This window comes from Luteimonas pelagia, assembly GCF_054776035.1.
In genome coordinates this window covers 36,884-49,834 of the sequence record NZ_BAAHCG010000003.1, presented here as the reverse complement: position 1 = coordinate 49,834, position 12,951 = coordinate 36,884, and the positions used below count along the sequence as shown (strand labels likewise).

The following is a 12,951-nucleotide window of genomic DNA, read 5'->3' as shown; positions in this document are numbered from 1 at the left end:
ACAATGGCGGGCCGTCATCGCGCATCCCCCCGACATGATCGTGCTCGAGGGCCAGCCGGCCCTGTCGCCGTTCCGCCGCGAGCGGCTGCAAGCCCGACTGCAGGCCGTCGTCCCCGGCATCCGGGTCCTCGGGGCCTGGCATGCGTACTGGGTCGAACCCGAACCCGGCGCGACGCCCGACGCAGGCACCCTCCATCGCATCCTGCAGGCCGGCGGCGAACGCCATCCGGCCTCGCCCGGCGCGGCCTCGCACTGGATCGTGCCGCGCCTCGGGACGATCTCGCCCTGGGCGAGCAAGGCGACCGAACTGCTCCATGGCGCCGGGATGCCGGTGAAGCGGGTGGAGCGCGGCATGCGGATCGACCTCTCCGGCTGGCCCGGCGACGCCGGCGCGCGCGCCGCGCTGGAGAAGCTGCTGCACGATCCGATGACCCAGTCGCTGCTCGAGGACGCGGACGCGGCGTCGGCGCTGTTCGCGGAACCCGCCCGCGGCGCGCTGGAACGCATCCCGCTCGACGGCCTGGAAGACGCGAATTCGCGCCTGGGCCTGGCGCTGGCCGAGGACGAGATCGCCTACCTGCGCGACCGCTATGGCGCGCTCGGGCGCGTGCCCTCGGACGTCGAGCTGATGATGTTCGCGCAGGCGAACTCCGAGCACTGCCGGCACAAGATCTTCAATGCCAGCTGGACGATCGACGGCCGCGCGCAGGACACGTCGCTGTTCCGGATGATCAAGCACACCCACGCGCGCACGCCGGAGCACACGCTGTCGGCGTACAGCGACAACGCGGCGGTGGTCGAGGGCTACGTGACGCGGCGGTTCCGCCCGGACCCGGACACGCGCACCTACCGCGCGGAGGCCGAGGCCCCCGGCGCGTTCTGCATCAAGGTCGAGACGCACAACCACCCGACCGCGATCGCGCCGTTCCCGGGCGCCTCCACCGGTGCCGGCGGCGAGATCCGCGACGAGGGCGCGACGGGGCGCGGCGGCAAGCCGAAGGCGGGCCTGACCGGCTTCTCGGTGTCGCACCTGCGCATCCCGTCCCTGCCGCAGCCCTGGGAACCGAAGCGCCCGCTCAACCCGCGCATGGCCCCGGCGCTCGAGATCATGCGCGACGGCCCGCTCGGCGGCGCCGCGTTCAACAACGAGTTCGGCCGGCCGAACCTCGCCGGCTATTTCCGCAGCTTCGAGCTCGACGAGGGCGACGGGCTGCTGCGCGGCTACGACAAGCCGATCATGCTGGCGGGCGGGCTGGGCGCGATGGACCGCGACATGGTCGCCAAGCGCGCGCTGTCCCCCGGCGACGCGGTCGTGGTGCTGGGCGGGCCGGCGATGCTGATCGGCCTGGGCGGCGGCGCCGCGAGTTCCGTGGCCTCGGGCGAGAGCGCCGAGGACCTGGACTTCGCCAGCGTGCAGCGCGACAACCCCGAGATGGAGCGCCGCTGCCAGGAGGTCATCGACCGCTGCGTGGCGCTGGGCGATCGAAATCCGATCCAGTCGATCCACGACGTCGGCGCGGGCGGGCTGTCCAATGCCATCCCCGAACTGCTGCACGACTCGGGCGTGGGCGGCGTGGTCGACCTCGACCGCGTGCCCAGCGACGACCCGTCGCTGTCGCCGATGCAGCTGTGGTGCAACGAGTCCCAGGAGCGCTACGTGCTGGGCCTGCCGCAGGACCGGGTGGCGGAGTTCGCCGCGCTGTGCGCGCGCGAGCGCTGCCCGTTCGCGGTGGTCGGCACGGCGACCGCCGAGGAACGCCTGGTGGCCGGTTACGGCGCCAATCCCGGCACCGTGGACGCGCCGCCGGCCGGGGGCTGGTCGATCGACCTGCCGATGGACCTGCTGTTCGGCAAGCCCCCGAAGATGCACCGCGACGCGCGCCGCCCGCCGCCGGCACCGTGGCCGGAACTGTCGGGCGTGGACATCGACCTGGAGGCGCCGGGCCTGGCGCTGCACGATGCCGGGCTGCGCGTGCTCTCGCACCCGACGGTGGCCTCGAAATCGTTCCTGGTGACGATCGGCGACCGAACGGTCGGCGGCCTCACCGCGCGCGACCAGATGGTCGGCCCGTGGCAGCTGCCGGTCGCCGACTGCGCGATCACGCTGTCGGGCTTCGAAGGCTTCACCGGCGAGGCGATGGCGATCGGCGAGCGCACGCCGCTGGCGCTGCTCGACCCCGCCGCCGCCGCGCGCATGGCCGTCGGCGAGGCGATCACCAACCTGTGCGCCGCGCCGGTGGAGACGCTGCACCGCGTCAAGCTCTCCGCCAACTGGATGGCGGCCGCCGGCCACGACGGCGAGGACGCGCGCCTGTTCGACGCGGTCCGCGCGGTGGGCATGGAACTGTGTCCCGAGCTCGACCTGTCGATCCCGGTGGGCAAGGACTCGCTGTCGATGCAGGCGCAGTGGCAGGCCGACGGCGCCACGCGCCGCACCGTGTCGCCCGTTTCGCTGATCGTGACCGCGTTCGCCGCCGTGCCGGACGTGCGCCGCCAGCTCACGCCGCAACTGGCGAGGGACGTCGAGAGCGAGCTGTGGCTGATCGGGCTGGGTGCGGGACGCCAGCGCCTCGGCGGATCGATCCTGGCGCAGGTGCATCCCGAGGCGAACGAGGGCGGCGCGTTGCCCGCCTTCGCCGGCGACGTGCCCGACCTGGACGACCCGCAGCGCCTGCGCGCGCTGTTCGAGCTCGTGCGCGACGCGCGCGAGGCCGGCCTGTTGCTGGCGTACCACGACCGTTCCGACGGCGGCGCGTTCGCCACGCTGTGCGAGATGGCGTTCTGTTCGCGCGTGGGCCTGGACATCACGCTCGACGCCTGGGGCGAGAACCCGTTCCGGACGCTGTTCAACGAGGAACTGGGCGCGGTCGTGCAGGTGGCCTCCGAGCATCGGGCCGACTTCGCCGACCTGGTGGCGCGGCACGGCCTGGTGCAGTGCGCGCAGCGCATCGCCCGGCCGACGCGCGTGCCCGCCATCCGCGTGGTCGACGAGGACAACGTGCTGGCCGAATGGCGCTGGGACGCGCTGTTCGACGCGTGGTGGTCGACCACCCACGCGATGCAGCGGCTGCGCGACAACCCCGAATGCGCGGACGAGGAGCGCGACGCCGCGCGCCGGTTCGACGCGCCCGGCCTGCAGCCGGTGCTGTCGTTCGACCCGGCGGACGACATCGCCGCGCCGTACGTCAACACCGGCGCCCGCCCCCGCGTCGCGGTCCTGCGCGAGCAGGGCGTCAACGGGCAGGTGGAAATGGCGGCCTGCTTCGACCGCGCCGGCTTCGAGCCCGTGGACGTGCACATGAGCGACCTGGTCTCGGGCCGCGACACGCTCGACGGCTACCGCGGCCTGGTCGCCTGCGGCGGGTTCTCGTACGGCGACGTCCTCGGCGCCGGCCGCGGCTGGGCGACGTCGGTGCTCGAGCGCGACGCGCTGCGCGAGATGTTCACCGCGTTCTTCGCCGACGGGGCGAAGTTCGCGCTGGGTGTGTGCAACGGGTGCCAGGCGCTGTCGCAGCTGCGCGACATCATTCCCGGCGCGGGGCACTGGCCGCGCTTCCTGCGCAACCGCAGCGAGCAGTTCGAGGCGCGCCTGGGCCTGCTGGAGGTCGTGGACTCGCCGTCGATCCTGCTGCGGGGGATGGAAGGCTCCCGGATCCCGGTCGCGGTGGCGCACGGCGAGGGGCGGGCGGCGTTCGATGCCGGCGCCGACCTGGAGGCCGCCCGCGTGGCGCTGCGCTACGTGGCCGGCGACGGGGCGCCGGCTGTCGCATTCCCGGACAACCCGAACGGTTCGGAAGGTGCGGTCGCCGGCCTGTCGAGCGACGACGGGCGGGCCACGATCCTGATGCCGCACCCGGAACGCACCCCCCGGACCGCGAACTTCAGCTGGGCACCGCGCGATTGGCCGGAGGACGGCCCGTGGCTGCGGATGTTCCGCAACGCCCGTGCCTGGGTGGGCTGAGCAGCGTCAGCAGGAGGCGTGCGGTCGATCAGTCACCGCCCTTGTCCGGGAACGGAAAGGAGAGACCCGCGTAAGCGGGATCAGTGCCGATGACGAACCGGGTCTCCACGTTCCGTCCGTCACCTGGGACCTGGGCGTAGACCAAGCTGCTGTGTGGCGAATCAGGGCTCCGGAAAAAGGTATCCACCCAGGTTTCTCCCCCTTGTCCGTCGATGCTGTCGCGCACTGATCCGATGCAAACGCTCGTGCCGCAGGCAAGTTCGCCGAGCGCCGCTGCAGGCGGCAATTGGTCCGAGATCTGGTCGCCGTAGAAGCGTGCCAGGTCCCCCGCATCGCGGTCCGTGGCCATCTGGTCGCGAAGCACCTGCACGAACTCGTCGAATTCCTCCGACGCCAGCACGTCGCCTGCCTGGTCGCCGCGCAACGTGGCGCTGCCCGCGTCCAGGAACATGCGCTCCGCCTGCAGGTGTCCATCCTCCGGCAGTGGCCTGGGGGCCGGGTACCCCGGTTGCGGATGCGTTCCCGCCCGGTGCGCCGGGTCACCGTTCAACTGATGCGCAGGGCCCCGCGGGGTGAGCGACTCGCGTCGTGCCTCGCCCATGGGCTGTCTGTCCCGGGATGGCTCCTGACCGTCATGGCCGCCGCACGCGGCAAGCAGGAGGACGATCGATACATGGATTGCGCTTCGCTTCCTTACCCGCATTTCGACCTCTCCCTTGATCATTCCCGGAGACCACGCCGGTCTCCGGGAGTCGTGGCCCTTCGCGTCACTTCCGGATGATGTAGGTCGTCTTGACCCGACCGCCGCAGCAGTCCGTGATGCTCCAGCCGTCATCGTCCGTGTGGACGACGCAGCTGTTGGTGCAGGTGTACAGGCGTCCATTGACCCGGACCGTCTCATCGGCCTGTGCGGTGGCGGGGGCCAAGGCACCGGCGACGATCGTCCCGGCGGCGAGCAGTGCGAAGTGGCGCATGGAATCCCTCCCTGGGTGATGGCGCCGCCGATCCGTGGCGGCCCCGCCAGCCTCCCGCCGGGCCGGCGGGGGCGCACTCGGCCGGTCCCCCTTGAAAGCGTCGGGGAACCCCCCATCTCCGGCGGGTCCCCCCCCGGGGGCGTTTTTCTTGCCGCGGGGTTTGGCACTCCCTTCCCCGGACTGCTAGAATCCGCGGTCTTTCTCCCGTCAATCAAGCACTTGCGAGGATTGTCCGCATGAACATGAAGCCGCTGTACGACCGCGTGGTCATCAAGCGCATGGAAGAGGAAAAGATGTCCGCCGGCGGCATCGTGATCCCCGATTCGGCCGCCGAGAAGCCGATCAAGGGCGAAGTCGTCGCCGTCGGCGAAGGCAAGGTCCTCGACAACGGCAGCGTGCGCGCGCCGAAGGTCAAGGCCGGCGACAAGGTCCTGTTCGGCAAGTACTCGGGCACCGAGGTCAAGGTCGACGGCACCGAGTACCTGGTGGTGAAGGAAGACGACATCCTCGCGATCCTCGGCTGATCGCGCGCTTCCCCCGATACCGAATCCCCACTCAAGACACACTTTCGAGGTAACGCGAAATGGCTGCCAAGGAAATCCGCTTCGGCGAGGACGCGCGCTCCAAGATGCTGCGCGGCGTCAACGCCCTCGCCAACGCCGTCAAGGCGACCCTGGGCCCGAAGGGCCGCAACGTCGTGCTCGAGAAGAGCTTCGGCGCGCCGACGATCACCAAGGACGGCGTGTCCGTCGCCAAGGAGATCGAGCTGCAGGACAAGTTCGAGAACATGGGCGCGCAGATGGTGAAGGAGGTCGCGTCCAAGACCTCCGACAACGCCGGTGACGGCACCACCACCGCGACCGTGCTGGCGCAGGCGATGATCCGCGAGGGCATGAAGGCGGTCGCCGCCGGCATGAACCCCATGGACCTCAAGCGCGGCATCGACAAGGCGGTCACCGCCGCCACCGCCGAGCTGAAGAACATCAGCAAGCCGACGGCCGACGACAAGGCGATCGCCCAGGTCGGCACGATCTCGGCGAACTCCGACGAGTCGATCGGCAACATCATCGCCGACGCGATGAAGAAGGTCGGCAAGGAAGGCGTGATCACGGTCGAGGAAGGCTCGGGCCTGGAGAACGAGCTCGACGTCGTCGAGGGCATGCAGTTCGACCGCGGCTACCTGTCGCCGTACTTCATCAACAACCAGCAGTCGATGCAGTGCGAACTGGACGACCCGTTCATCCTGCTGCACGACAAGAAGATCTCGAACGTCCGTGACCTGCTGCCCGTCCTCGAGGGCGTGGCCAAGGCCGGCAAGCCGCTGCTGATCGTGGCCGAGGAAGTCGAGGGCGAGGCCCTGGCGACGCTGGTGGTCAACACCATCCGCGGCATCGTGAAGGTCTGCGCCGTGAAGGCCCCGGGCTTCGGCGACCGCCGCAAGGCGATGCTGGAGGACATGGCGATCCTCACCGGCGGCACCGTGATTTCCGAGGAAGTCGGCCTGCAGCTCGAGAAGGCGACGGTCAACGACCTGGGCCGCGCGAAGAAGGTGCAGGTCTCCAAGGAGAACACCACCATCATCGACGGCGCGGGCGAGACCTCGGGCATCGAGGCGCGCATCAAGCAGATCAAGGCGCAGATCGAAGAGACCTCCTCGGACTACGACCGCGAGAAGCTGCAGGAGCGCGTGGCCAAGCTGGCCGGCGGCGTGGCGGTGATCAAGGTCGGTGCTTCGACCGAGATCGAGATGAAGGAGAAGAAGGCCCGCGTCGAGGACGCGCTGCACGCCACGCGCGCTGCGGTCGAGGAAGGCGTGGTCCCGGGCGGCGGCGTCGCGCTGATCCGCGCGCTGTCCACCATCGCCGGCCTGGAAGGCGCCAACGTCGACCAGAACCACGGCATCCAGATCGCCCTGCGCGCCATGGAAGCCCCGCTGCGCGAGATCGTCGCCAACGCCGGCGAGGAGCCGTCGGTGGTCCTGAACAAGGTGAAGGACGGCAGCGGCAACTACGGCTACAACGCCGCCAACGGCGAGTACGGCGACATGGTCGAGATGGGCATCCTGGATCCGACCAAGGTGACCCGCACCGCGCTGCAGAACGCGGCGTCGATCGCCGGCCTGATGATCACCACCGAGGCGATGGTGGGCGAGCTGCCGAAGAAGGACGAGCCGGCGATGCCGGGCGGCGGCGGCATGGGCGGCATGGGCGGCATGGATTTCTGATCCGGCCCCGGGGGCGGTCCGCCGCCCCGTTGCCCGCGGTACCGGAAGCCCCGCAGCGATGCGGGGCTTCCTTGTTCCGGGGCGGTACCCAACTGAACCGGTCAGTTCTTTTTTGCACTGCAGCGTGCAATCGCCCTAACACTTCCTTCACGATCGGATCCGCTTCCGACGTGGGGGAGGGAGCAAGCCCGCTACCGGTTCGCCGGTGCGGGCTTTTTTTATGGCCGTTTCATCCCGTGGGCGGAATGGCGAATCGATGAACCGATAGATTGTCTCGATGGTGCAACGCAGCGGGCGCTAAAGCGTGACGCCTGTCTAGAATCGGGTGCCCGGTCCGGGGGCAACATCGGGGCCGGGGGCATCCGCGAACTTCTCACCAGGGGCAATCCATGAAAATCCTTTCCAGGGCCGTGATCACGGTCCTCGGCACGGTTGGCTTCGCTGCGTCCGCGCAGGCGGGCACCTACATCGTCCAGGCCAAGGCGCACGCCTTCGACAACAGCCTGCAGAACAAGATCGAAGCGGCGGGCGGCGTGGTCACCGCACGGCTGCCGCAGATCGGCGTCGCCGTGGTCGAGGCGGACGCGGACTTCCCGCAGCGCGCGGGCCGGATCCGCGAGCTGCGCTCGATCGCCGAGGACGTCGTGCTGCAGTTCGACATCCCCGAGATCGCCGAGGTCGAGGCCGACTTCGCGAACCCGCCGAACTCCGGCGACAACGACGCCTTCTTCGACTTCCAGTGGGGCCACGCCGCGATCGACGCGGCCGGCGCCTGGAACGCGGGCCACCGCGGTGCCGGCGCGACCGTCGCCGTGCTGGATTCCGGTGCGTACTGCACGCACCTTGACCTGGCGTCGCAGATCGACGCGTCGCGCTCGGCCTCGTTCGTGCCCGGCGAGGGCTGGTGCAACACCACCGGCAGCACCCACGGCTCGCACGTGGCCGGCACGATCGCCGCCGCCGACAACGGCATCGGCACGATCGGCGTCGCCCCGGAAGCGGAACTCATCATCGTCAAGGTGCTCAGTGCCGCGACCGGCTCGGGCAGCTTCGCCGGCATCATCCAGGGCATCGTGCATGCCGCTGACGCGGGCGCCGACGTGATCAACATGAGCCTCGGCGTGCGCGGTGGCCTGGCCGTCAACGGACCGGGCGCCAACGCGACGCGTGAACTCATCAATGCAACGGCCCGCGCCACGCGCTACGCGGAGAGCCAGAACGCGCTCATCGTGACCTCCGCCGGCAACGACGGCCGCGACCTGGACAAGGACAGCAGCACCAAGGTCTGCGACAACGACGGCAACTGCTTCGTTTACAACCTGCGCGCGTTCCCGGCGGAACTGCCGGCGACGCTGGCGGTGTCCGCCCTCGGCCCCGTGGGCTGGGCGTACGACCGCGCGGGCTCGGACCTCGACGTTCTGGCCAGCTACTCGAATCGCGGCCAGTCGGCGATCGACTTCTCCGCGCCGGGCGGCAACGGCGACTACCCGACGAACGAGGCCTGCACCCTGTACACGAATGCCGGCCAGGCGCTGACCATCCCCTGCTACGGCTTCGACTTCGTGATGAGCTCCACGCGCGCCCCCGCCAGCTACGGCTGGAGCGCGGGCACCAGCATGGCGGCGCCGCACGTGTCGGGCGTGGCCGCGCTGATCGTCGCCAAGCATGGGGGCGAAATGGCCCCGAGCGCCGTGGAGAGCGTGCTGCGCGCCACCGCCGACGACCTGGGCAAGCCCGGTCGCGACGACGCGCACGGCCACGGCCGCGTCAACGCGGCCCGCGCGGTGGAGTGATCCACCCGCGTTGAAGCGGCCGCGCGAGCGGCATCGATGCCCGCCGCTAGGCGGGCATCGTCTTTCTGGCGGACAGGCAACCGGCGACCCACGGACGGCGTGCCATCATCGCGGCGTGGACCTGCCGCCCCAAGACGCCCACGGCGCACTCGACGACATCGCATCCCGGGCGCTGGCGCGACTGCGCGACGCCGATCCGGATGCCGCCACGCGGCTCGCGCAGGGCCAGGTCGCCGAGCGCCTGCGCGCCCTCGCCGTGGCGAGCGACTTCGCACTGGACACGCTGGTGCGACAGCCCGGGCTCCTTGGTCGACTGGTCGACGATCCCGGCGCGATGCCATCGGCGCCGGACCCCGCCATGCCGTCCCCGGAATGGCCGTCCGCGCTGCGCCGGTGGCGCGCGGCCGCGTCGACCCGGCTGGTGTGGCGCGACCTGGCCGGCGCGGACGCGGTCACCGACACCCTCGCCGGCAGCACGGCCATCGCGGAGTCGGCGCTGCGCGCGGGCCTGGCGCACCTCGAACCCGGCATGGTGGAGCGTCATGGCACGCTCCGCGACGGCGCGGGCGCACCACAGCGCCTGGTCGTCTTCGGCCTGGGCAAACTCGGTGGCGCCGAGCTCAACTTCTCCTCCGACATCGACCTCGTGTACGGCTTCGCGTCGCCCGGCGAATCCGACGGGCGGCGCGCGCTCGCCGCCGAGGACTGGTGCGCCCGGCTGGGCCAGCAACTTGCCAGGCTGCTCGACGAACGGACCGCGGAGGGCTTCAGCCACCGCGTCGACCTGCGGCTGCGGCCGTTCGGCAGCGCCGGCCGGGTGGCGCTGTCCTTCACCGCCATGGAGCAGTACTTCCAGCGCGAAGGCCGCGACTGGGAACGCTACGCCTGGCAGAAGGCGCGGCCGGTGGCGGGCGATATCTCGGCGGGCGAAGCGTTCCTCGGCGAACTGCGGCCGTTCGTGTACCGTCGTTACCTCGATTACGGCGCGCTCGACGGCCTGCGCGCGATGAAGGCGGCGATCGCGGCCGAAGTCGCCCGCCAGGACCTCGCCGACGACATCAAGCGCGGCCCGGGCGGCATCCGCGAGATCGAGTTCCTCGTGCAGGCGCTGCAGCTGATCCGTGGCGGCCGCGAGCCTGCCCTTCGCGTGCGCGGCCTGCTGCCCGCGCTGTCCGCCCTGGTCGAGGCCGGGCACGTCGAGCCGGCGGTCGGCCGCGCCCTGGCCAACGCCTATCGCCATCTCCGGCGCCTGGAGAACCGCCTGCAGATGCTGCGCGATGCCCAGGTGCACGCGCTGCCGGACGATCCCCTCGACCGCGCGCGGATCGCGCGCGGACTCGGCTACGCGGACTGGACGCAGCTCGTCGGGGAACTCGACCAGCATCGCGGGCGCGTGGCGGAGGAGTTCGGCTCGCTGCTGGCCCCGCCGGCCGGCACGGGCGCCGCGCGCGCGCCGGACGCGCTCACCGGCTACTGGAAGGCGCTTCCCGATGCGGGCGAGGCCGCGACGCTTGCCGAGGCCGGGTTCGACCAACCCGGCGCGGCGGACGCGGCGCTGCGCGACTTCGCCCGCACCAGCGGCGTCCGCGACCTGTCCGATGCGGCCCGCGCGCGGCTGGACCGGGTGCTGCCCGCGCTGCTGGGCGCGGCGGTCGCATCGGGCCGGCCGGACGTCGCGCTCGACCGGCTGCTGCCGTTGCTCCACAACGTCCTGCGCCGCACCAGCTACCTCGCCCTGCTCGACGAACAGCCCGAGGCCCTCGCCCGGGTCGTGGACACCTTCGCCCGCAGCGGCTTCCTTGGGGAGCGCCTCGCGGCGCACCCGCTGCTGCTCGACGAACTGCTCGACGTGCGGGTCGGCGGCCCGCTGCCCGACCGCGCGGCGCTGCGCGATGCGTGCGACGCCGCACGGGCCCACGACGACATCGAGCCGGCACTGCTCGCCCTCAACGAAAAGCGGCAGGCGCTGAGCTTCCGCATCGCGCTGGCGCTGCTGGACGGCCGCCTGTCGCCCCAGGCCGCCGCGCGCAGCCTGGCCTGGCTGGCCGATGCCGTGGTCGATATCGTGCTGTCGCTCGCGTGGCGCGAGATGGAACGCGCGCACGGCGTGCTTCCCGGTGCGCGGTTCGCGGTGCTGGGCTACGGCAGCCTGGGTGGCGAGGAGCTCGGCTTCGGCTCGGACCTGGACCTGGTGTTCCTGCACGACGCGCCGGCGGGCGCGCAGTCCGACGGTCGCCGACCGCTCGACGCGTCGCGATGGGCCGTGCGCCTGGCGCAGAAACTGGTGGCGCTGCTGGGCACGAACACCGGTGGTGGCCGCCTGTACGACGTCGACGTGCGGTTGCGGCCGGACGGCGCCAAGGGGCTGCTGGTGTCCTCGCTCGACAGCTTCACCGACTACCAGCGCACGCGCGCATGGACGTGGGAGCACCAGGCGCTGGTCCGTGCCCGCGCGGTGGCCGGGCACGCGGGCCTGTGCCAGTCGTTCGAATCGGTGCGCGCCGCGACGCTCTCCACGCCACGCGACGGCGACGCGCTGCGGGACGACATCGTCGCGATGCGCGCGCGCATGCGGCGCGAACTCGACCGGTCGGGGCGCGGCGGCGACGGGCGCTTCGACCTGAAGCAGGGGGCGGGCGGGCTCGTGGACCTCGAGTTCCTGATGCAGGCGCTCGTCCTGCGCGATGCCGCGGCCAGCCCCGCGCTGGTTCCGCCACGCGACACGCCCGGCCTGCTCGAGGCGGCGTGCGGTGCGGGCGCGCTCGCACCCTCGCATTGCGAGGCCCTTGCCGGCGCGCACGCGACGCTGCTCGATGCGGGGTTGCGTTGCACGCTCGACCGCCGGTCACGGGTGCTGGCCGCCACGCCGGAGATCGAGGCCGCGCGCGCGGCGATCCGCGCGGCGTGCAGCGATGCCGGATTCGACTTCGACGCAACGGCCGGGTCAGGCGGCCAGGCGCTCCCGGAGTTCCCCGGCGACCCGGGCGGTCTCGCGTAGCGGCGACACCGGATAGGGCGACAGCGCGTCGTCCACCGGACGGATGCGCTCACGCGCGCGCAGCGCGTCGAGGAACTTTCGCGGGCGGCCGCTCGCGCGGTCCGGGTCGGCGACGAACACGGGCACGCGCGTCGCGCACGCCTCGGACACCATGTTCACCGAATCGGGCGTGCACACGATCCGGTCGGCCCATGCCAGCAGGCCCGGGTACGGATTCGCGTCGGCCGACCCGTCGCCACCGCCTTCGCCGAGCCAGGTGATGCCGGGTGGCCGGGGCCGCTCGCCGCCCTGCAACCGCTGCCGCCACGGCCCGGGCGTGCGCCGCGATGCCGTGGCGAGCAGGCTGCCGCCCTCGGCGAGGCAGGCCCCCTCCACGCGGGCGAGCATGCGCGCGAACGCGCCGTCGTCCATGCCCGAGTCGCGCGTCGGGCCGCCCACGAGCAGCGCCACGCGTGGGCGCGGAAGCTGCGCCAGGGCGTCGAAGTCGGCGCGTGCCCGCGCGAGCCACGCATCGTCCACCGGATGCAGGCTGCCGAGCAGCGACAGGACGTTCTCGCCGTGCAGGCCGTCGTGCTCGGGCGCGATCACGACATCCCAGTGCCGCGGATCCATGCGCGGATCGAGGATCTGCACCGCGCGCGCGCCCTTCGCCCGTGCGAGCCGGGTCGCCAGCGCCGCCTGCCGGCCGCAGCCGATCGCCAGCGTAGGCGGGGCGTCCAGCGCCCGGGCGAAGGCCGAGCCGAAGGCGAACCGGTCGAACGGCGCGCGGCGGGGCGCGAGCCAGCGCCATGGCGCCAGCCCGGCGAGCGGCCAGTGGCGCGCGCTGTCGATCCCGAGCGCATCCGCGAGCGCGGCGGCCTGCCGCAGGTTGCCGGCGCGACCGTCGCTGAGGATCCAGGTCGCCGGCGCGTCGGCGGTGTCGGGCCGCGGTCGTTGCATGCGTGCGAACAATCCGTTCCGGCCGCATCGGCCGTTGCTTCACCCGCGACACTCTACACTGG

At 71.9% G+C, this 12,951-nt stretch carries 8 protein-coding genes; 5 read left to right on the top strand and 3 right to left on the bottom strand.

Features of this window, described 5'->3' with window-relative positions; genetic code table 11:
* Positions 1–34 precede the first annotated feature (34 nt).
* On the top strand, positions 35–3,961 hold the full coding sequence (gene purL / locus ACYU7H_RS09080; RefSeq protein ID WP_460814088.1) for a phosphoribosylformylglycinamidine synthase: 3,927 nt from the start codon (positions 35–37) through the stop codon (positions 3,959–3,961).
* A 28-nt stretch (positions 3,962–3,989) separates the two neighbouring features.
* Here the strand turns inward: purL and ACYU7H_RS09075 are convergent, their stop codons facing one another.
* Together ACYU7H_RS09075 and ACYU7H_RS09070 are read right to left on the bottom strand one after the other, a co-directional pair.
* Positions 3,990–4,412, bottom strand: a complete 423-nt coding sequence (locus ACYU7H_RS09075) for a hypothetical protein (protein ID WP_460814086.1) — start codon at positions 4,410–4,412, stop codon at positions 3,990–3,992.
* Between the two features lie 316 nt (positions 4,413–4,728).
* Positions 4,729–4,935, bottom strand: a complete 207-nt coding sequence (locus ACYU7H_RS09070) for a hypothetical protein (protein ID WP_460814085.1) — start codon at positions 4,933–4,935, stop codon at positions 4,729–4,731.
* Positions 4,936–5,171: 236 nt separating this feature from the next.
* Between ACYU7H_RS09070 and groES the strand changes: the two genes are divergently transcribed.
* The 4 genes from groES (at position 5,172) to glnE (ending at position 11,950) form a co-directional block, all read left to right on the top strand.
* Positions 5,172–5,459, top strand: a complete 288-nt coding sequence (gene groES, locus ACYU7H_RS09065; RefSeq protein WP_460814083.1) for a co-chaperone GroES — start codon at positions 5,172–5,174, stop codon at positions 5,457–5,459.
* Between the two features lie 59 nt (positions 5,460–5,518).
* Positions 5,519–7,159 carry a chaperonin GroEL gene (gene groL, locus ACYU7H_RS09060; protein ID WP_460814082.1) on the top strand — a complete coding sequence of 547 codons (1,641 nt, stop codon included), beginning with the start codon at positions 5,519–5,521 and terminating at the stop codon, positions 7,157–7,159.
* Between the two features lie 389 nt (positions 7,160–7,548).
* A complete protein-coding gene (locus tag ACYU7H_RS09055; protein ID WP_460814080.1) occupies positions 7,549–8,952 on the top strand; it encodes a S8 family serine peptidase in 1,404 nt (467 codons plus the stop codon).
* 115 nt (positions 8,953–9,067) lie between these two features.
* Positions 9,068–11,950 (top strand): bifunctional [glutamate--ammonia ligase]-adenylyl-L-tyrosine phosphorylase/[glutamate--ammonia-ligase] adenylyltransferase, encoded by a 2,883-nt coding sequence (glnE, locus tag ACYU7H_RS09050; protein WP_460814079.1) that lies wholly within the window; start codon positions 9,068–9,070, stop codon positions 11,948–11,950.
* Here glnE and ACYU7H_RS09045 read toward each other — a convergent pair.
* Entirely contained in the window at positions 11,897–12,889 is a 993-nt protein-coding gene (locus ACYU7H_RS09045; RefSeq protein ID WP_460814077.1) for a mitochondrial fission ELM1 family protein, read from the bottom strand. The two genes, glnE and ACYU7H_RS09045, sit on opposite strands and share 54 nt — an antisense overlap.
* Between the last annotated feature and the right edge of the window lie 62 nt (positions 12,890–12,951).

Coding starts and splice junctions, on each gene's coding strand:
- purL (WP_460814088.1), top strand. CDS start 35: ATGATCGTGCTCGAGGGCCAGCCGGCCCTGTCGCCGTTCCGCCGCGAG.
- ACYU7H_RS09075 (WP_460814086.1), bottom strand. CDS start 4,412: ATGTTCCTGGACGCGGGCAGCGCCACGTTGCGCGGCGACCAGGCAGGC.
- ACYU7H_RS09070 (WP_460814085.1), bottom strand. CDS start 4,935: ATGCGCCACTTCGCACTGCTCGCCGCCGGGACGATCGTCGCCGGTGCC.
- groES (WP_460814083.1), top strand. CDS start 5,172: ATGAACATGAAGCCGCTGTACGACCGCGTGGTCATCAAGCGCATGGAA.
- groL (WP_460814082.1), top strand. CDS start 5,519: ATGGCTGCCAAGGAAATCCGCTTCGGCGAGGACGCGCGCTCCAAGATG.
- ACYU7H_RS09055 (WP_460814080.1), top strand. CDS start 7,549: ATGAAAATCCTTTCCAGGGCCGTGATCACGGTCCTCGGCACGGTTGGC.
- ACYU7H_RS09045 (WP_460814077.1), bottom strand. CDS start 12,889: ATGCAACGACCGCGGCCCGACACCGCCGACGCGCCGGCGACCTGGATC.